At 57.7% G+C, this 20,210-nt stretch carries 18 protein-coding genes; 2 read left to right on the top strand and 16 right to left on the bottom strand.

The genetic code is table 11. The features are described 5' to 3' along the window. Positions 1 to 520 precede the first annotated feature (520 nt). The 6 genes from DevBK_RS20840 to DevBK_RS20815 form a co-directional block, all read right to left on the bottom strand. Positions 521 to 1,546 carry an aldo/keto reductase gene (locus DevBK_RS20840; protein WP_317186921.1) on the bottom strand — a complete coding sequence of 342 codons (1,026 nt, stop codon included), beginning with the start codon at positions 1,544 to 1,546 and terminating at the stop codon, positions 521 to 523. A gap of 27 nt (positions 1,547 to 1,573) precedes the next feature. Next, positions 1,574 to 2,641: a sn-glycerol-3-phosphate ABC transporter ATP-binding protein UgpC gene (locus tag DevBK_RS20835; protein WP_317186920.1), complete on the bottom strand. Its 1,068-nt coding sequence runs from the start codon at positions 2,639 to 2,641 to the stop codon at positions 1,574 to 1,576. Beyond that, entirely contained in the window at positions 2,641 to 3,597 is a 957-nt protein-coding gene (locus tag DevBK_RS20830) for a dihydrodipicolinate synthase family protein (protein ID WP_317186919.1), read from the bottom strand. Before DevBK_RS20830 ends, DevBK_RS20835 begins: the two co-directional genes overlap by 1 nt. A 19-nt stretch (positions 3,598 to 3,616) precedes the next feature. After that, on the bottom strand, positions 3,617 to 4,498 hold the full coding sequence (locus DevBK_RS20825) for a carbohydrate ABC transporter permease (protein WP_317186918.1): 882 nt from the start codon (positions 4,496 to 4,498) through the stop codon (positions 3,617 to 3,619). Then, positions 4,495 to 5,373, bottom strand: a complete 879-nt coding sequence (locus DevBK_RS20820) for a carbohydrate ABC transporter permease (RefSeq protein WP_317186917.1) — start codon at positions 5,371 to 5,373, stop codon at positions 4,495 to 4,497. Before DevBK_RS20820 ends, DevBK_RS20825 begins: the two co-directional genes overlap by 4 nt. A gap of 262 nt (positions 5,374 to 5,635) precedes the next feature. Beyond that, positions 5,636 to 6,937, bottom strand: coding sequence for an ABC transporter substrate-binding protein (locus DevBK_RS20815; protein WP_317186916.1), 1,302 nt, complete (start codon positions 6,935 to 6,937; stop codon positions 5,636 to 5,638). A gap of 196 nt (positions 6,938 to 7,133) precedes the next feature. Between DevBK_RS20815 and DevBK_RS20810 the strand changes: the two genes are divergently transcribed. Then, entirely contained in the window at positions 7,134 to 8,027 is an 894-nt protein-coding gene (locus DevBK_RS20810) for a helix-turn-helix domain-containing protein (RefSeq protein ID WP_317186915.1), read from the top strand. 366 nt (positions 8,028 to 8,393) lie between these two features. Here DevBK_RS20810 and DevBK_RS20805 read toward each other — a convergent pair whose 3' ends face one another. The 9 genes from DevBK_RS20805 to DevBK_RS20765 form a co-directional block, all read right to left on the bottom strand. Next, on the bottom strand, positions 8,394 to 8,672 hold the full coding sequence (locus DevBK_RS20805) for an HU family DNA-binding protein (RefSeq protein WP_317186914.1): 279 nt from the start codon (positions 8,670 to 8,672) through the stop codon (positions 8,394 to 8,396). Between the two features lie 238 nt (positions 8,673 to 8,910). After that, positions 8,911 to 9,111 (bottom strand): hypothetical protein, encoded by a 201-nt coding sequence (locus DevBK_RS20800; protein ID WP_317186913.1) that lies wholly within the window; start codon positions 9,109 to 9,111, stop codon positions 8,911 to 8,913. 50 nt (positions 9,112 to 9,161) lie between these two features. Continuing rightward, the gene (locus DevBK_RS20795) at positions 9,162 to 11,414 is read right to left on the bottom strand and encodes a hypothetical protein (protein WP_317186912.1); all 2,253 of its coding nucleotides are present in this window, start codon (positions 11,412 to 11,414) and stop codon (positions 9,162 to 9,164) included. Positions 11,415 to 12,130: 716 nt separating this feature from the next. Beyond that, positions 12,131 to 12,982 (bottom strand): fumarylacetoacetate hydrolase family protein, encoded by an 852-nt coding sequence (locus DevBK_RS20790; RefSeq protein WP_317186911.1) that lies wholly within the window; start codon positions 12,980 to 12,982, stop codon positions 12,131 to 12,133. Between the two features lie 118 nt (positions 12,983 to 13,100). Next, positions 13,101 to 13,847 carry an SDR family NAD(P)-dependent oxidoreductase gene (locus DevBK_RS20785; protein WP_317186910.1) on the bottom strand — a complete coding sequence of 249 codons (747 nt, stop codon included), beginning with the start codon at positions 13,845 to 13,847 and terminating at the stop codon, positions 13,101 to 13,103. A gap of 37 nt (positions 13,848 to 13,884) precedes the next feature. Beyond that, positions 13,885 to 15,069 (bottom strand): enolase C-terminal domain-like protein, encoded by a 1,185-nt coding sequence (locus DevBK_RS20780; protein ID WP_317186909.1) that lies wholly within the window; start codon positions 15,067 to 15,069, stop codon positions 13,885 to 13,887. Between the two features lie 16 nt (positions 15,070 to 15,085). Then, positions 15,086 to 16,360, bottom strand: a complete 1,275-nt coding sequence (locus DevBK_RS20775) for a TRAP transporter large permease (protein WP_317186908.1) — start codon at positions 16,358 to 16,360, stop codon at positions 15,086 to 15,088. Continuing rightward, entirely contained in the window at positions 16,360 to 16,836 is a 477-nt protein-coding gene (locus DevBK_RS20770) for a TRAP transporter small permease (protein WP_317186907.1), read from the bottom strand. The genes DevBK_RS20775 and DevBK_RS20770 overlap by 1 nt, the downstream gene beginning before the upstream one ends. A 51-nt stretch (positions 16,837 to 16,887) precedes the next feature. Then, entirely contained in the window at positions 16,888 to 17,895 is a 1,008-nt protein-coding gene (locus tag DevBK_RS20765) for a TRAP transporter substrate-binding protein (RefSeq protein ID WP_317186906.1), read from the bottom strand. Between the two features lie 126 nt (positions 17,896 to 18,021). Between DevBK_RS20765 and DevBK_RS20760 the strand changes: the two genes are divergently transcribed. Next, the gene (locus tag DevBK_RS20760) at positions 18,022 to 18,771 is read left to right on the top strand and encodes an IclR family transcriptional regulator (RefSeq protein ID WP_317186905.1); all 750 of its coding nucleotides are present in this window, start codon (positions 18,022 to 18,024) and stop codon (positions 18,769 to 18,771) included. A gap of 357 nt (positions 18,772 to 19,128) precedes the next feature. On the opposite strand, the gene DevBK_RS20755 is transcribed toward DevBK_RS20760, so the two are convergent. Further along, on the bottom strand, positions 19,129 to 20,205 hold the full coding sequence (locus tag DevBK_RS20755; RefSeq protein WP_317186904.1) for a sn-glycerol-3-phosphate ABC transporter ATP-binding protein UgpC: 1,077 nt from the start codon (positions 20,203 to 20,205) through the stop codon (positions 19,129 to 19,131). Between the last annotated feature and the right edge of the window lie 5 nt (positions 20,206 to 20,210).

Raw genomic sequence — 20,210 nt, 5'->3', positions numbered from 1 at the left:
CGAACTCCCATACGGGCCCGCAGCCTCTGGTGCTGCATCAGAGGCCGGACAGATGGCAGCATCCGACTACGAACTAACCTTCAAAAAACCGCTTGCGTCTTAAGGGGCGTCCACAGATGGGAAGTAGCTGCCCGTAAATGCCACCCAATCGTGGCGACCTAGTCCCAAGGCTGTATGCGCCTTGGGAGCCGAATAGAAGGTGTCGATTTGGTTCCGGCGCACAAGTTTTGCTTCCTCGTGCTCCAGAACATGGCCTTGTCCGGCAAACGGCACCATAACAAGGTCCGCTTTCGGAGCCGTAGCTCTTTGCACCTAGGGCCGCATAGGGGAGTCGAAAACTGCCATTCTGCCGTGCGCGCCATTTCGGTCTTTACGCCGGTTGTGTAGACCACCCGAAAGCGGACATGTCGCTGGACTCGAGTGATCGCCGATACTGGCCCACCTGACTGTCCATCTGTGACGTTCGATGCAGATAACTGAGCACGAAATGGGGCGCTTACTCCAGCAGCCTTCGCTAAATCTACCACCAGCGCGGATGGCCCGGCATCGAGCCGTTGACAGTGGCCGCGTCGATGGCGGCGATTTCCTCCGACGCGAAGTCGAGATTGCTGAGCGCGCCGAGATTGTCCTGCAGCTGAGCCGGGGTGCGGATTCCGATCAGCGCCGAGGTCAGTTCGGGCCGGCGCAGCACCCAGGCGAGAGCCAGTTGCGGCAGGGTCTGGCCACGCGCCTTGGCGATGGCAGCGAGCTTACCGACGGCATCGAGCGTTTCGGGCTTGATCCGATCAGCCTTGAGGAACGGATTATTGCTGGTGCCGCGAGCCCCGTCCGTGTCCCCGGTATTGTATTTGCCCGAGAGCACGCCCTGTGCCAAAGGCGAGAAAGCAATCATGCCGATGCCGAGTTCGCCACAAGCGTCCACCGTCTTGTCGTCCTCGATCCAGCGGTTGAGGATCGAATAGCTCGGCTGGTGCAGGATGCACGGCACGCCGAGCGAGTTGAGGATGGCGTGAGCCTGCCGCGTCTCGGCTTCGGGATAATTGGAGATGCCCACATAGAGCGTCTTGCCCTGGGCAACGAGCGTTGCCAGCGCCCCCATGGTTTCCTCGAGCGGCGTCTTGGGATCGAAGCGGTGCGAATAAAAGACATCGACATAGTCGAGGCCAAGGCGCTTCAGCGATTGATCGGCCGAGGCAATGAGGTTCTTCCGGCTCCCCCATTCGCCATAGGGGCCCTCCCACATCTGGTAGCCCGCCTTGGACGAGATGATCAGCTCGTCGCGATAGGGCTTGAAATCGCGCGCCATGACCTGGCCGAACAGTTCCTCGGCCGAGCCGGGAGGCGGACCGTAATTGTTGGCGAGGTCGAAGTGGGTAATGCCCGCGTCGAACGCGGCGCCGAGCATCTCAAACGCCGAGGGATAATCCCGCGCGCCGCCGAAATTCTGCCAGAGGCCAAGACTGATAACGGGCAGCTTCAGGCCGGACCGGCCGGCATGGCGGTATTGCATGGTCTCGTAGCGACCGGGGGCAGCGCGATAAGTCATGATAAGTCCAGAAATTTTGGGTCGGGCCTAGCGGCGCGCGCCAGTGTTTAGATCAAAGGCATGGATGAGGTTTGGCGCAACCGAAGCAGGCAAAGCCATGTTGGGCACCACATCGAGCGAGCCATCGACGATGACGGTGAGGTCTTGCCCCGCCATGGCGACGACGAGATGGGTCTGGGCCCCGGTTCGCTCGACAAGCTTTATGGTGCCAGCCAGCGCATTGGTGCCATTGCCGGGCACGAAGTTTTCAGGCCGCAGCCCGATCGTGACCCGATCGCCGGCCGACACTTTTGTGGCGGGGTCGAGCACGAGCGTTTCGCCGGTTTGCAGCCGTGCGGTCGGGCGATCGGCCGCAATAATCTCGGCAGACAGAAAATTCATGGCAGGTGAGCCGATGAAACCGGCCACGAAGAGATTGGCCGGACGGCGGTAGAGGTCCATCGGTTCGCCAGCCTGCTCGATATTGCCCTTGTTGAGAACCACGACTGTGTCGGCGAGCGTCATGGCCTCCACCTGGTCATGCGTCACATAGATCGAGGTGCGGCGGATCTTGGCATGGAGGCCCTTGATCTCGGTGCGCATCTGCACGCGCAGCTTGGCGTCGAGATTGGAGAGCGGTTCGTCGAAAAGGAACACCGCGGGGTCGCGCACCACCGCACGCCCCATGGCGACGCGCTGGCGCTGGCCGCCCGAAAGCTGCGCCGGACGACGCTGCAGAAGGTCCCCGAGTTCAAGCAGCTTTGCCGCATCGGCGACGCGCCTGTCGCGCTCAGCCGCTGGAAGGCCGGCGATCTTGAGGTTGAAGGCCATGTTCTGCGCCACGGTCATATGCGGATAGAGCGCATAGGACTGGAACACCATCGCGATATTGCGGTCGCGCGGGCTCAGGTGATCGACGGGCTCACCCCCAAACAGGATTTCCCCGTCGCTCAGCTCCTCGAGACCCGCGATCATGCGCAACAGTGTGGACTTGCCGCAGCCCGACGGCCCGACCAGCGCCACAAAGGCGCCGTCAGCGATATCGAGATCGAGGCCGTGGATGATGGGCACGGCCCCAAAACTCTTCTTGATACCCTTGAGCGTGACCGACGCCATTATGCGGCCCTCGAAGCGGGCGGCCCCATGGTCACCACATCGACCGGCAGGTCGAGGCTTTTGACATAATCGATCAGTGCCAGAAGCGGCAACTGGTCGTGGCGGCCGAGGCTGTCATAAATGGAGCGGCAGGTGGTGGCGATATCGACGCCGGCGTTCTGGCTGACGAAGTACTTTGCCGAGGCGGGATATTTCGAATTGATGGAGTGCTCGGCAATGGCAAGGATCTGCTGCACCTTGATCGCGGTAGCGCGGTCTTTCGCGTAGTTGAGCGACACCCACTGCACCAGTTCTGGATAGAGATTGGCGGCATAGCTCGAAAAGCCGTGTCCGCCGGCTTCAAGCGTGTCGATCAGGGTGCCCATCTGGGTGTTGAAGAATTTCAGCCCCTTGCCCTTGGTCGCGGCAAGTTTCTGCTTCATCAGATCGAGATTGTGGCAGGTATCCTTGTGGAAGAGCACGCGGCCGCTATCCGCCGCCCAGGCAAGGTCAGCGGGCGAAACGCCGCGCTTATAGGGACGCGGGCATTCATAAAAGCCGAGGGGAATATCGCCGGTCTTGGCCAGAATCTGCTCGACCCGGCTGCGCCAGACCGCGTCGCTTTCGCCCTCACCCGCAATGAGGCACGGCAGCAGCACCACGGCGCTGACGCCGGTATCGGCAATGGCCTTGACCGCATCGGCCTGTTCTTGAGGCGCAGACCCGGCAACGGCCGAAGCGATCACCGGCACGCGGCCAGCCGCGCGCTTGACCACGCGCTCCGCCAGCGTCACGCGTTCCTCGGGGCTCATCTGGTAGATTTCGCTCGAAAGGCAAACCGTGAAAATGCCGCCGACCTGAGCCTTGGCATAGTAGTCGACAAGGGCATCGACGCCATCCCAGTCAAAGGACCGGTCGTCCTTGAACGGGGTGAGCATGACGGGCCAGCAACCATTGGGAATGATGTCTTGAGACATGGCAGAAGTTCCTTTGAAGTCAGCCCTTGACGGAGCCGGAGATGAGGTCGAGCCGCCAATAGCGCTGGAGCACCAGGAAAAGGGCGACGAGGGGAAGGATGGAAAGGAAGGCCCCGGTGATGATCAGGGTGTACATGCCCGGCTGCTCGGTGCCGGCATTGAGCATGGTGTAGAGCCCCACCGTCAGCGGGAAGAGCTTCTCGTCCGAGAGCATGATGAAGGGCAGTAGGAAGTTGTTCCAGATGCCGATGAACTGCAGCAGGAACACGGTGATGAGGCCGGGGATCATCGGCGGCAGGCCGATGGAAAAGAAGATGCGCACTTCGCTGGCACCATCGACACGACCGGCTTCGAGCAGTTCGTTATGCACCACCGCATCGGCATAGATGCGGCAGAGATAAATGCCGAGCGGCGAAAGCACTGATGGGATCAGCACCGCCCAATAGGTCCCGGCGAGACCGATCTTGCTCATCAGAAGATATTGCGGCACCGCCAGCACCACGCCGGGGATCAGCACCGCGCCAAGAAGGAAGGCGAAGACCACGTTCTTGCCGGCAAAATTGTACTTGGCAAGGCCATAGCCGGCCGCGGCCGAAACGATGGTCGAGAGCGAGGCGCCGCCCGCTGCAAAGAGCAGCGAGTTGAAGGTCCAGAGCCAGTAGCGACCGCCCCGATAATTGGAGAGGGCGACGATGTTGTCGATGAACCCGCCATTGAACGCCAGGGCGAAGGACGGCAGAGAGAACAGCTCGCCATGATACTTGCTGGTCGCTGCCACGAGCCAATAGAGCGGCAACAGACAATAGAGCGCGCCGATAAGGAGGATCAGCGTCGGCACCCAGGCGACGCGCTGGTGGTGACTATGGGCCCGGCGGCGGGCGGTCGCGATATCCATGGTCATATCGCCTTCCCCTCGCTGCGCCTTCGGGTAACCCAGAAGAGGGCCACCGACGAGACGATGGTGATAAGGGCGACCAGCATGGCCGAAGCCGCGCCGCCATAGACGTTCTGCCCCACAAACGTATCGCGATAGACCAGCATCATCGGCACCCAGGTGGAAGATAGGGCATCGGTGAGCGGAGCCAGCGTCGTCGGTTCGGAGAACGTCTGGATGGTGCCGATGAGCGAAAAGAGCCCGGTCAGCACCAGAGCCGGCACCAGCAAAGGCAGTTTGATGTCGCGGGCGATCTGCCACTCGGTGCAGCCATCGATGCGGGCCGCATCATAGAGCTCGCCGCTGATGCCACGCAGGGCCGTATAGAGAATGACCATATTGAAGCCCACGCCGCCCCACACATTGATATTGGCGATCGACCAGAAGACGCTGTCGCGGGTGAAGAAGTCCGGCAGGGGCAGGCCCAGATTGCCCGCGAGCTCGCGGAACGGGCTGACGCCGGGCAGATACATGAAGCCCCACATCAGCGAGGCGATAACGCCGGGCACCGCATAGGGCACGAAAATGGCGATGCGCGAAAACTGCGCCAGACGCAGTCGGGGCGTATCGAGCAAGAGGGCGAAAAGCAGCGCCAGGCCAAGGGTCAGCGGCACGGTGATGATGCCGAGATAGAGCATGCGACCAAAGCCGGCCCACAGCTCGGCGTTGAAGATGGCGCTGACATAATTGCCGAAGCCGACAAACACTTCCTCGCGCCGCCCGAGGCCGCCACCGGCAACCTTTACGCCGCGCAGGCTCTGGTAGATCGAATAGACGAATGGCGCGACGATCATGGCCAGCGACAGCAGCACTGCGGGGCCAACGAAGAGCCAGGGCGCCAAGGGATGAACCGCTCGAAACGGTCGCTTGGCAGTTTTCCTCGATGAGGTCATTGCATAGATCCGGCTGACAAGTTTGGGCGGGGCCTGAGCCCCGCCCTACCCGGGAGGGATTTGGGGGCTAGGCTATTTGGACGGTTGAGCCAGAGGGTGGCGAAAATGATGGTTTTCGAGACCCGGAGCGCAGCGTACGTTTGAGTACGTGAGCACCGGAAGCGCAGAAAACCGTCATTCGCAGACCGCTATGGCCAAGTGTCCGCACGGCCTAGTTGCCTTCGGCGACAGTGTAGCCCTGGTTCTTCATGTCATCGAAGGCGGCCTTCTGGACCACGTCGAGCACATCGGCGAACCCGGCCTTGTTCTGTACAGCCTCGCCCATGGCGTTCTTGTAGGCGTCAAAGGCAGTGCTGGTGTTCGGGCCCCATGAGATTGCCGGCGTTTCGGCGTCGATCTCGGCGGCCATCTGGTAAAAATTCGTCGCATCGGGAATGAAGGCCGGCGCCTGCTGCAACTGCGGCAGGTTGCGGGCTTCGAGGCGGGCCGGCCAGATGTTCATCAGGCGAACATAGGCGGCGAGAGCCTCTTCGTTATTGGTGATCCAGATGGCGAACTTCTTGGCTTCCTCGGGATGCTTGGTGAGCGAGGAAACAGCAGTGGCGCTGCCTCCGGTGACACCACCGGCATACTCTGCGCCAACGCCTTCGCTCCAGCGCGGCAGCGGCACGACGCCCCAATCGCCCACGGTATCGGGAGCCAGGTTCTGGATCAGCGGCGGCGCCCAGACGGCACTGATGATGCCAAGCAGGCTACCATCGGCGATGGCTGCACCCCATTCGGGGCTGAAGGCCTGCATGGTGGCAACGGAGTCGCTGGCAACCAGCTCCTGCCAGTAATTCGCCACGCCCTTGGCCGCTTCGCTGTTGATGTCGACGGTCCACTGGTCGCCTTCAAGCGTCCACCACTTGGCGCCAACCTGATGGGTCAGGGCCGCGAAGGTGCCGGGATCGCCCGAGGAAAACTGGGTGAGATACTTGCTGTCGTCAGCGGCACGCACGGCCTTGGCGGCCTCGGCGAACTCTTCCCAGGTCTTGGGCACGGCGATGCCGAGCTCTTCCAGAAGGTCCTTGCGATAGAAGAAGAACATGGGCGAGGTGCCCTGCGGGGTGGCCCAGGTGGTGCCGTCGAAGGTAACGAGGTTCCAGGCGACGGGCGTGATCTTTTCCTGCAGCGGCACCATTTCGGGCGTGAGATCGGTAACGAGGCCATTGACGATCAGGGCCGGGAGATCGCCATAGGTGACATTGGTCACATCGGGCGGATTGCCGGCAGTGTGTGCGGCGGAAAGCTTCTGCACGATTTCGCCGGCAGCAGCCGCGCGGCTTACCGTCACGTGAATATCGGGGTTCTGCTCATTCCAGATGGCGATGACTTCATCGATGTGAGGCGCCCAGTTCCAATAGGTCAGTTCGACCTTGTCCTGCGACAGAACGGGGGCAGCCATCAGCACGGACGCCATGCTGGCAGCAAGAAGCAGGTGAGAGGCGCGAGCGCGCTTCAGCAAAGACATAGATGTGTTCCTCCGCGGCCAGCCGCGGTGCGGCAGCCTCAATTGTTCAGCGATCAACAAGTGCCCTCCGGCGCAGTCTCCCTTTGGCCTGGGCTTGTGCCCTTGGACCGATCCGGTTTTTGTTTGCGCTCTGTTCAGGCTCACCATACGCTAAACGAAGCGTTGGATCGTCGTCTCGTGGGATGGGCAAAGCAAAATGTGGAATGGTAAGACGCGCGGAAAAATTCTGAACCAGCTCGATCACGAGTTGGATATCTTTCCAGATAAGCTGCTGGCGCGCGTCAACGACACCTGCATCATGGCCGTGCCGCACTGGCATGCGCAGGTAGAAATCAATTTCATCTATTCAGGCGGCATGTCCTACCGCATGAGCCATTATGCAGTTGATCTGCAGGCTGGCGACCTCTGCATCTTTTGGGGCGGCCAGCCCCACCAGGCGATCGAGCTCCAACCCGGGACTGAACTCGCCGCTATCCACCTGCCGCTGGTACATTTCTTTCGACTGCGGCTCTCCGCTGACCTGATGCAGCGCCTGACGCGCGGTGGCTGCGTTGTATCGAGCACTGATGGCGCATCAGACCGCGAACTGTTCCGCCGGCTGACAGACTATATGAATGGCGACGAACCGGCCCGTCGGACTTATGCGATCGAAGAATTACTAATGCGGATCAATCGCCTCAATTTCGAGCCGCACCGGGTCATCGATGGCGGCGAGGAAACTGAAACCTCAAGCGAGCCGCTCGACGCCAGCGCCTTCCGCAACATTCTCGAAATCTGCGCTTATGTGACCGAGAATTTTCGCGATGACATCGGCTCGGCCGAAATCGCCTCCTCGCTCGATATCCATCCCAAATACGCCATGAGCGTCTTCAAAAAGTCGACTGGGATGACGCTCAACGAGTACCTAACGCTGATGCGCCTCAGCTATGCCCAATCGCTACTCTTGGAAGATGACGCCAATATCCTGGACGTTGCCCTCGCTAGCGGCTTCGGCTCGCTCAGCACCTTCAGCCAGGCTTTTCGCAAGGTTACCGGACAGTCACCCTCCGACTTCCGCCGTCAGCGTGGATCATATCTGCTGGCAGTCTGACGCGCATTGCAACCAGCAATGATGGAAACACCTTTTCGCCGCTTAGCGCCCCATTAAGGGCGTGCGGGCCGTTATCGCAACTTCCCAAAAGCGGTCGTTTGAAATTCAAAGGCCAAACGCCGGAATTGGATGCCAGCGGTAAGTTTGCCTTTGGCTTGTGAGGAGTTCCGCCGGAGCTTCTAGATGCTTTTCATGGAGCGCGACTACGGCGGCGAAATGCCGTTCCTGTTTAAGGAGGTCAGCGGTAAGATCCGGGCGCCTCCAAAGGCAACGAGGGCGGCGGACCACCGTAGTCACCCGCCGCCCTTACCCAAGCCAACAAAGGCGCCGAAATTACAGAACGGCGGCTCCCTGGGAGATGACCGCCTAGTTGTTGAGACTATCTTTGAGCGCTTTAGCGGGCGTAAAGGCCAGTTTTTTAGATGCCGCGATCTTGATAGTGGCCCCTGTAGAAGGATTGCGACCATCTCGCGCGGGCGTCTCTTTGACTTTAAACTTTCCAAAGCCAGGCAATGAAATTTCATCACCGGCGACTGCCGCCTCGGTGATGGCTTTTAGAACTCCTTCGACAAGGGCCTTGCCCTGGGCCTTCGTAAGATTGTGTTCTTCAGCAAGCTTGTCGGCGATCTCGTTGGCAGTCGTCATCATCTTCCCCCTGGTGAATTAAGCGCTTTTGTATGCCATGCCCTCATCGTGATGTCATCGGTTCTAGCTCCGGCACCAGACCGCACCGCGCCCCATTCCTGACGTTATGCGAGCCTTCGCCCCCTCCCGAAAACGGACATGGAGATCCCGGCCGGCGAACGATGAGGTCAGCGAGGGCTGTACATAAAGCGCAGCATTCTGATCGCAGCAGCGCGGCACTAAGGTGCACCAACTGCGGTCAGCAGCCTGACGCAATTCTGTCCCAAGCGTAAGGTGAGGCATTGCCGAGCGGCAGCAGCAGCGTCAGCCAGATGCACCCAGTCTGGCGCCTGGCCTTGCCAACGAACTCGCGATACCGCCGGTCATTCGCCGTGATGGTGAACATCCCACGAGTATCGATTTCGACTTTCAGATGCTTTTCCAGGAATGCGACTAGCATCGACCGGCGCGGAGATGCACTTCGCCCCTACGCTCCCTCCCTGCATGGCCCTATCCGTCACGCAGCCATGGGATTGTGCCGCGCTTCTTCAGGATGTCTATGATCGACGTCATTGCGGGTGGCGCGTGTCGGTCTGCGGGTTCAAACCAGTGAGGTGGAAGCCCCAGATAGCGCTCCTGCGTCAGTTCTGCCAGTGAGTGAAGGTCGTTGAAGTCTTGGTATGCGGGCGCTTCGAAGCCATCTTCCTCCTTCCATGCCAAGGAGATGCCATGGTCGGTGAACAGCTCGGTGCCTGTAAGCACAATCAGCGGATTGATCGGTTGGCCCAGGTAAGTCGATCTGCGGCCCCACGCCGCCAGTTTACGAAGGCGGCCGACCTCGGCGAGGCTAAGCTCACTGCCTTTTCTTAGCACGGAAACCACCATAGTGGCTCCTGGGAAGCGATCCCCAACGGCTTTGAGGGCTACTATGGCGTCGTCATCGATGGCGTTCCGCCCAAAGCTCTTTGCTTCACCAAACACAAGAAGCGGCTCGTCGCGTTCCCCATTTCCCATGCGATTTGATCGATGCCAGCCGATGAAATCGACCTCACAATTGAGCGGACTGAGCTTCAATCCCGTGGACCAGGTTGTCTCCGTGTCATGCTCCCCGAAAAGGACGCGCAGCGTCAGCGCAACAGAATAGCCGCCTCTAGCATAGTCTGGTGCCGCGAATGGACCGACCACACGATAGTACCACTTGAGCTTTTGAAGGTGCTCTGGTGCCTGTGAGAAATCAAACGAATTGAGACAGCGCGTGCAGGTGGGGCGATGGCTGATGGAATCCAGGTCCAGCCAATTGCTGTTGCCACAAGTGGGACATTGAACGTTGAGGCCAGCCTTGAACACGCCGCGTTCTAGAAAATATTTCAGCTCGTTCCAGTAGCCGAATGAGCGTTTTTCGCGGGCTGCAAAGTGCTGCTGAATCTGATTGATATGTTTCGATTTGGCGGGAGTTGACGCCACCACCGACCGACCATTCCTGCTCAGGGCGGCGTGCCCCTCGGCCATCTCCCCCAACAGCTCCACAGTTTCCCGATCGGTAAACATACCAGACGCATTCAGCCCCCCGGCGGCCCTGATAACCTGCGCGGCGATCTGACCTTCTTCGGAGGGCTCGGCGAGAATGTCCTGGGTTTTGAGCCAATCAACGATCGCTTCGCGACCCGTTTGCAGGTCGAGAATGGAATAACCGATGTCATACTCCTGGTGGAGGATCCAGCCTTCGCGTCCGATGCGCCCCTGACCACCCATCCCCAGGCGAGGATAGCCAGGTGACCAGAGATTGGAAGGATATGCCGTCGCCGGCGTTTCCGCTGCATAGGAGCGTGCCGCAGACACAACATTGATCCACTGAGCTTTCACATGCCGGCCAGTGCGGTTGAGAAACGAAGGTGCCGGAGAAGGGATGCGGACGCTTTTCCCACTGATAAGCTCCTCGTCAAAGTGCGCGGCGGCGGCAGAAACCACGATTTTGCTTTCGCCCCAGTGACGGTTTCCGGGCAAGGGCCGACGCAGCCTGGCTGGTGTGGAGACGTGAAACGAATGCTCTGGCAGATCAGACAGATATTGCTTACAGATCTGCTCCACGGTTTTCTCGTCTATCGACGCGGCAAAACAGATCGTTGAACGAAATTTGGTGCCAAAGGCATTCCCGGGGATGGGGCGATGTACCGCTATGATCCTCTCTCGCATGGCGGCGGCATAATGTTCGATCCAGCTCACATTGACAGGAGTGACCCGGCTTTCGACCAGCCGGAAGTTCCAGTAATCCAGTGAATCCCCGGCATCGGTGGAATCGAAAACGAACCAGGTGTCGTCACGCAAGCCGCGCCCCAGACTCTCATCCAGGTCGTGACCCGAGATCCACAATGGCCCACCCAGCGGATCCTCGAAATGTCGAAGGGCGGTCTCGGGCGTAGCCGCCAGTTCCTCCGGGTCGAATACATCCCTGTAGGTGGCATGGACTGGGGACAGCGGCTCGTCAGAGGGGTAACGGCCGCAAACAACATCGAAATAGGCGTCCCCGGCGACAGGGGCAATATTTGCAAAGGTTTGCTTGTGTCGCCGCTGATACTGGTATTCGGATTGATAAAGGGAGGCCATCACCTCCTGGATATCGATGCCGGCAGCGAACCCCACAAAACCACGCCGATCGACTTCGTAGAACTCATCAATCGGCAATATCCGAGGCAGGCGCCAATAGCGCTCACCACCTTTCCAGCCTAGTGCCTCTGCCATCCCAGACTTGGCTTCGACCAGCACGTCCGGCTCGAAAAAGTCTACATAGCCTCTGGTGATATCCAGCCCATCGACCGAGGAGTGGGGGGAATGCCATCGACCTCCCATAGAGTCGCAAAATGGAATGATGGGATTATACCTACCGCCCCAAACACAAGATGAAAGTCGAGCCGCCCGGCTCACTTCAGAAGGGTCATCGCCAGCCACGAGAAAGCCCAGGCGAACGGGTCGCAAACTTACGGAACCAGTGAATTTCATCATCGTCGCGTCTTACCCAAAACAGCAGCTATGAGATCTACGATTCATAGTGACAGGGCAGACAGATTCGCAGCAACTGCACCAGTGTCTAGGACTTGGGCTCGCTGTTGCGGGCAACGTCAAGCGGAACGGAGCAACACTCAAGAGGACGCCTGAGACAGGACACCCGGTGTAAGGCTCACGCTTCGATGTCTACAAACAGCGTGGGCCGGAGCTGACCATCCGCTACCGGCCCAAATTGACCCCGGCGGGCATGTACGCCGAATGGCTACTTTTCACCAGCGCAGCGCCGGGAGCGGACAGACCGCTCTCGGCCCCATCTCCGCCGGGTCCGGGTTGGGCAAATAGCGACCCGGCCTCCACTTTGTTGGAACCAAGTGGGAAGGCATTACATCCGCTGGCAGAAATGAAGGTATCATAAGCCGCCATTCGCCCATTTAAGAAAGCAGTGGCACAATTATCAGCATGCGAGCTGACTAATTCTAACCTTGGTAGCTTTTCACCAACTGTCTTTGTTCGCCCAATCCCTCGACGCTTAAGCGCATCACATTGCCTGGCTGAAGCCATTTAGGCCCTGGCTTCAGCCCCATACCGACACCGGGCGGTGTGCCCGTCGAAATGATGTCACCAGGTTGAAGACTCATAAACTGGCTGACATAGCTGACGATGGTCTGGATGCCAAAAATCATCGTTCGGGTTGAGCCGTTTTGATAGCGGTGACCGTCCACCTCCAGCCACATTGACAAGTCTTGAGGATCTGCGATCTCATCCCGCGTTACTAGCCAAGGCCCTATTGGGCCAAAGGTGTCACTGCCTTTACCTTTATCCCAAGTGCCGCCTCGTTCGGTCTGGAAATGTCGCTCGGAAACATCGTTCACCACGCAGTATCCAGCGACATGGTCAAACGCGTCACACTCTTCCACGTAACGTGCCTCCATACCGATGACGATGCCAAGTTCGACTTCCCAATCGGGCTTGATGGCGTTCTTCGGAATTATAACGTCGTCGTTCGGGCCGATGATCGCGCTGGTAGCTTTCATGAAGATGACAGGCTCGGTGGGCACCGGCAAATTGCTCTCTGCAGCATGGTCGGCATAGTTGAGACCTATGCAGATGAACTTGCCAACATTACCAACACAGGCGCCTGTGCGCTCGCTGCGATCAAGCATTGGCAGAGTACTAGTGTCGACGGCGCGAATTCTATCTAGCCCTCTTGGCGTCAGCGCCTCCCCGCCGATGTCACTTACTATTCCGGAGAGATCGCGGATCGAACTATCATCAGCCAAGATTGCGGGTTTTTCTGCGCCCTTAGCGCCAACGCGAAGCAATTTCATCGTTATTTCCTTCTAGTCAGTGCATCGAGACAAAAGCAGAGGACTATGACCCTGATTAGATCATGACGTGCGTATTCAGCGCGGCATCTTAGGTGAGAACGGGTTTGGGGATCGCTGGTCAGTAAGTCGTCCTGCCGCCGGACAGATCGAAGACCGAGGCGGTCGTGAAGCTGTTTTCCTTAGAGACGAGCCAAGCAACCATAGCCGCAGCCTCATCGACCTCAAGAAAACGGCCGCGTGGAATACGGCTTAGCATGTATTGAATGAAATCCGGCTTCAGTTCGTCCAAAATCCGTGTTTTCGCAGTCGCTGGAGTAATACAATTGATCGCAATATCTAAACTCGCACACTCTTTGCCGACCGCCTTGGTCATTCCAATCAATCCAGCTTTTGCAGCTGCATAGGCCGACGCGTTAGGATTGCCCTCCTTGCCGGCTACAGATGCAATGTTCACGATGCGGCCGTACTTCCGGACTTTCATGCCTTTGAGAACTGCGCGGTTAACGTAAAATGCACCCGTCAGGTCGATGTCTATGACGCGGCGCCACTCTTCAAGCTCGTACTCGTCCAACGGTGCATTCTTGCCTGCGATGCCGGCTGAGTGGACGAGGATATCGATGCGCCCGTGGACGTTTTCGGTCTCAGCGACAGCTGCTTCTACATCTTGGTATGATGTGATGTTAACCGGGCAGGTGGAGGCGGCATCACCCAGTTCCTGCTTTGCCCTTGCCAAAACCGCCGTGTCGATATCCCAAAGGCTTACCCTTGCACCAGAGGCCACAAGACGCTTGGCAACAGCGAGGCCGATGCCCTGCGCGCCACCAGTAATGACCGCAATTTGGTTGTTCAAATCGATGGTATTCATGTGATGATACTCGAAGTTGACCGTGCTGAAATTGAGGCTACAGCCTGAAACGATGTGCAGCGATCTTGTTAGCTTCGATGAAGTCCCAGTCGTACTCAACGCCCAATCCAGGACCGCTGGGCACTAGAATGGTACCATCGCCTGCCACACCATCTATCTGGTCACTGTAGCCGCACTGGTAAACAGGCGGAATCAGGTTAGGCATCCGAGGACCGACCAAGGCTAGTTCATAGAAATGGGTATTGCGCATGGCCGCCACACAGGCGCGATGCGCTGGACCGCAAGCATGCACCTGCACATCCATGCCTATCGCCTCCCCGAAATGGGCGATCTTCATGGTGCCCGTGATTCCCAAGTCATATTCAGGGTCGGTATGGATCATGTCGCAACCGCCAGCCAAAGCAAACGCCGCCTTCTGTTCCAAACCGCGAATATGCTCTGAAGTCAGCAGTGGTGTTTTAAGGTTCTCGCGCAGCATTTTCTGCCCGATTACCGAGACGCTAGAGTCGCGATAGGGGTCTTCGTACCAAAGACATTCTGCCTCGTCGCAAGCACGGCCTACGTACAGAGCATCCGCATATGTGCGCAGCTCGCAGGCAGGATCAACCATCAACTCCATGTCAGAACCGATTGCATCGCGGATGGCGATTATCAACTTGGCCTCGCGGCGCTTGTTGCCATCATGCCAACCGTGAACTTTTATAGCGGGCATGCCGCGATGTTTGCAATCGAGAGCAAAATTTACATACGCGTCGATGGAATCCAGGCCCCCAGGCAGTTCTTGGCCATGGTGGGTGCTGGCATAGGTCGGTAGCCGGTCACGGAAGCCGCCCAGCAAGCTGGTCACTGAGGTCGACTTCATGCGACCGTACAGATCCCATATCGCAATATCGAGCGGGCCATGCCCCATATGGTCATAAGCTCGCGCTTCGCGCTTTAAATCGTCATAGATGGCTTCCCGATGCTCAGGATCTCGTCCCAGCAGATTTGGAGCGAGCATCAACGTCTGACCGAGTGCAGACTGGGTTCCCACCCAGTGCGTGACGTACTTTCCCTGCGCTCCATCGTCGGTACGCAAAGCAACGGCATACCGCATCACCTTGAGCTTTGCGCCCCTCTCGTAGACGACATTGCTGACGCCCATGGCGCGGCCACCGCCCAGAGAAAGGTCATCAACTTCGAACGTGAAAGGTATGACGTCGACTTCTGTTATTTTAGACATATCAAAGTCTCGGATACTAGTTGCCGAATAGCTTCGGAAAAATCAGGGAAACAAACGGCACATAGGCAATCACGAACAAAATCGCGACCAGAACGCCGAACATCGGAAAGAGCGGGCCATTTGCCTTGCTTGGCTGGACGCCCGCGATCTTGCAGGTAATGAGTACCAAAACGGCAACAGGTGGGGTAAGTGAGCCCAGCAACAGACCGAACGTCACAACCATGGCAAAGTGGTAGGGGTCGAAGCCATAGGCGTCGGCAATGGGTTGCAGAACAGGTACAAGCATGATCAGGGCCGGGATCGGCTCAATGAAAATACCCACCAAAAGCAGCACAGCAAGAATGAGAGACATGGCTACCATGGCGTCTCCAGTGACCGACTGGAGCCAGCCCGCAATAACCAGCGGAATGCCCTCGCGTGCGATGATCCAGCCGAACAGCGCCGCACCGCCCAATATCACAAGGATACTGGACGATACCGTCGCTGCAGACGTCACGTTAGCTGCAATCTGCCTGAACGGCGTACGCTTGATAATGAGTGCATAGAGCGCAGCATAGGCAACTGCGATCACGCCTGCTTCGGTTGTGGTGAAAACGCCCGACACGATACCCCCGACAATGATCGCAGGCATAGCCAGAGCCGGGATGGCGCTAATTAACGCATTGAATGCCTCGCTTAGGGTTGCACGGCCGTATATACGGATTTCATCACGGCGACCGATGATCCACACACCGACCATCAACGTCAGTGCAATCAAAAGGCCTGGCCCGATACCGGCCATGAAGAGCGTACCAATCGATAGTCCCGTCATTGACCCGTAGATCACCATAACTACGCTTGGCGGCAGAACGGGCCCGAGGATGGATGAGGCTGCCGTAATGACCGCTGCATCTTCTTTGCGGTAGCCATCCTTCTCCATCTGCGGGATCATCATGGACCCTACTGCAGCGGCAGATGCAGATGCCGAACCGGAAATCGTGGCAAAAAGCACGCTAGTCAAAACAGTTACCTGCCCAAGACCGCCACGCATGTGGCCGACGAGTGAGCGCGAAAGGACTACGAGTTTCTCCGTGATACCGCTGATGTTCATCAGCGCTCCGGCAAGAATAAACAGCGGAATCGCCAACAACGGAAAGCTATCGAGCGAGGAATACATTTTCTGAGGCAGTACTAGCAATGGTACGCCGCCTCCAACGATTAGTGCCGTCACCGCGGCTAGCCCCATCGAAAAAGCAATAGGCATACCCAGCGCGATGAACACGATCAGTGCGATAACGAGGGTCCAGGTCATCAATCAAATCCTCCGGCGCTTGGGCCGCGTTCACGCAGGACCAAGACCAATACGGAAATAGCTGCGGAAAGTGAGATGGGAAGAAAGAACCAGAACCGCGGCAGTCCAAGGGTTGGCGAAATGACGGCCCAACCACGCGTCGCAAACTCCCACCCACTCCACGCTAGAACTGCGCAGAACGCGACTGACGAAAGCGTGCCTGCGACTTGCTTGACTCTATCGAGCATAGCGTTGGGCAAGTTCAGGAAATCGACGACAATGTCTTGGTGCTCCCACAATTGTACCGGCAGACCCAACATTGCCGACCAAACCAAAAGGAACACGATTAATTCCTCGGTCCAGAAAATCGGCAGACCAATCGCGTAGCGATTGATGACTTGAAACAGCGTCAACCCCATCATGATGACAAAAGCCAGCACCATTCCGAGTTTACATACGGCTACCAAGAGGCTGGCGAGATTTCGGAGGATTGTCATGTTCATGGTCCAAAGCTGACCGGCCTGGTACAGGCCGGTCCTGTGTGTCCACTACGCTGCGCGGATCTGTGCGAGTAGCTCGGTCGCACCCGCTTCGGCAGCGAACTCTTCCTGCAACGCCGCAAGTTTCTGCTGGAATGGGACCAAATTGGGCTCATTAATGGTGATGCCGCCTTCTTCGCCCAAGCGCTTAAGCCAAGTTGCAGTGCGGTCGAAATGACTGGCTCTCTGTTCGAGGGCTACATCGGCGCCAGCACGGCTGATGGCGTCCTGCTCCTCAACCGTAAGGCCGTTCAGGAAATCGTTGTTGATGATGAAGGACCCATCGTTGAGGATGTGACGTGTCAGCGAAAGATACTTGCAGACTTCATAAATCTTGTAGGTAAAGCCGGTCTCAAGCGAACCCTCCATCGCATCGACAACACCTGTCTGTAATGCCGAATACATTTCCGGCGCCGGAATCGGTGTGGGCGATGCGCCGAGGGCGGCGAAAGTCTTGACGAATGCGGGCGCCTCGGGGAGCCGGATTTTCACCCCATCGAAGTCTTCTGGAGTTTTAATGGGCCTGGTTCGTAAGAAGGTGCTGCGATAGCCGGCCATTAACGTATTGACTATCTTGATATTGCCCGCAGCCTGCAGCTTGGCGGCGAGGTCCTGCCCCACAGGGCCGTCTACGACGCGTTGCCACTGATCAAAATCCTTATACATGTAGGGCAGTGCTAGAATGCCGAACTGCGACACATAGCTCGAATAAATGCCGGATTCGCCGTAGCCCATTTCAAGCAGGCCAAGCGAGATCGATTCTACGATTTCGCGCTGCCCGCCCATTTGACCAGCGGGTAGAACAGTGACTTCGAGCGCACCGTCGGAATAGTCGTTCACCTTTGTCGCAAATGCTTCGGCAGCAATGTGCTGTTCCGATTCCAGCTGCAGGTGGTGAGCCAAGCGGATGGCTTTAGGCGCCTGTGCACGTGCGATTGCCGGCATAAAGATGCTGGTCGCTACGCTTGCTCCGCTCATGAGAGCGAACTGGCGCCGATTGAGTTTGAATTCGGTCATGGATCTCTTCCCTCAGGTCGCGGGGTGCTCTTAAAGCGCGGCACCCTCGCAAATGACGCTATCAGCAAGTTCGCCCGTTTGTAAATATATGTTGCATATACAGATACCAGTTGCTATATATGGAACATGTCATCCCTATTAAGCGCTATAGCAATTTTGTCTTCATTCAGTCGTAACGTCCCGGAACTGGGGGTAACACAGCTTGCCGAACAACTCGGCCTGCCCAAAAGCACGGTTTCTAGACTTATGGCTGAATTGGAGCGCGCTCAGTATCTCGAGCGGACAGATGCCCGCCGGTACCGTCCAGGCTCGGAGCTTCTGCGGATTGGATCGCTCTACAAGTTTGGATCACTACCGATAGATCGGGTTGATGCCTTGATCAAAGCGGCGGTCGCTTCGTTACCAGCGAGTGGCTATATGGCTGTGAACAAAGGCCTAGATACGATCATCCTGAGGATGCGGGAGGGCATCAGCCCTGTTAGGTTTGTCGTGGCCGAAGGTTCGGTCGTTCCCGCCTATACCGTCGCAGTTGGAAAGGCCTTGCTGTCCAGGCTGACAGATCACGAACTGGACGCGCTAGTGCCCCGCCATCTACACAGCGAAGCGCCTTACTACGACATGAGCCGAGCTGATTTCATCTCTGAACTACAACAGGGCCGAGATCGCCGCTGGGTGCAGCTGCACGATATGGCAAACCGTGGTGTGGAAGCTTTCGCCGCTGCAATTCGGCCTGCGGGTGGAGAAGCTATCGGCTTTGCATTCAGCTTCATGGCAACAACGCCGCCAGAGATACAGCAGAAAATACTCGACAGTTTACTCAGCATCGGCCAGTCTCTGGGCGCCGCTCTGGGCGACGAATACTGGGCTAATATTTGACGATTACCGCCCGATCTAAGAGTGACCACCCTTTTTAATCGGAGCGGGCTTAAAAAGCCTGCCCCCGAACCATAGCGGCCCTTCAACTTCGCTATGTGTCTGCGTCAGTTCGGGTGACACTAGTTATCAATCAAATCGAGGCGCTTCTAAAAATTGCCAGGACAAGACTATTTCAAGCGATCCTCTCACCGGTAAGGCTATCATCGCAAAAGCGAAGGACAGCTCGTCGACGCGACCTTTGAACGTTTGACCGAATTTGTCAGACCATCATTCACGTCGGTTCCTGCACCTTGCCGTCAACAAAGTGGCAGGTTGGGGGCCTGTCGAATTCAGCCAACTGCCAAAAGCAGCTGAATTCTACGACTCGGCGAGGGGGCGGATTGCTAGACCTCTTGAGTCGAAAATATGGCACTTGTCCGCTTCAAACAGCGGCAGAATCCTGTCACCGATTGCGACGGCCCGGTCTTCGGTTAACTTGATAACAAAATCCGCGCCAAAATATTCCGCATATACCATCGTCTCTCCGCCAAGTCGTTCCACCAGACGCACCATTGCTTCGCCCTTTGCGTCAGGGGTAAACCCCGAGTGCTCAGGGCGGATTCCCAGCACCAAGCTATCCTCCCCGTGGCCAGCAACATCGAACCTAGGCAGCGTTATGTGTCTGCCATCCGGCAAGCGCATGCCACCTTCGTAATCGGCAATTACTGGCAGGAAATTCATCTTCGGGGACCCGATGAAGCCTGCCACAAACTGGTTGTTCGGATAATGGTAGAGCTCGAGTGGCGAGCCGACCTGCTCCACGCGCCCTTCATTAAGGACAACGATCTGATCGGCCAGCGTCATGGCCTCCACCTGATCATGCGTTACATAGATGATGGTTGCCTTGAGCTGCTTATGCAGATTTGCAATCTCGACCCGGGTCGAAACTCTCAAGGCTGCGTCAAGGTTAGACAGTGGCTCGTCAAACAGGAACACCTTGGGCTGCCTGACGATAGCGCGTCCAATAGCAACTCGCTGACGTTGTCCACCCGACAGCGAACGCGGCTTTCGATCCAACAATTCTTCTAATTTAAGGATACGCGCGGCATCTCTTACCCGGCTGTCGATCTCAGACTTGGGCGTTTTAGCGAGCTTCAGGCCGAAAGCCATGTTGTCGAAGACATTCATATGCGGGAACAGCGCATAAGACTGGAACACCATCGAGATGCCGCGATCGGAGGGCGGAACCTCGTTCACCAGCTCGCCGCCAATGGTTAGCTCCCCCGAGCTGATGTCTTCCAACCCGGCGATAAGACGCAGAAGCGTCGATTTTCCGCAGCCTGACGGGCCGACGAAAACTACCAGCTTCTGATCCTCAACATCCAGATCCACGCCCTTGATGACCTCGATGGAGCCGAACTTCTTAACGATTTTGCGCAGTGTGACATGGGCCATGGGTG

Source organism: Devosia sp. BK (assembly GCF_032907385.1).
In the GTDB taxonomy this organism is placed as follows: domain Bacteria; phylum Pseudomonadota; class Alphaproteobacteria; order Rhizobiales; family Devosiaceae; genus Devosia.
The sequence above is the reverse complement of the archived record's forward strand: the minus strand, read 5'-3'. Positions and strand labels throughout refer to the sequence as shown.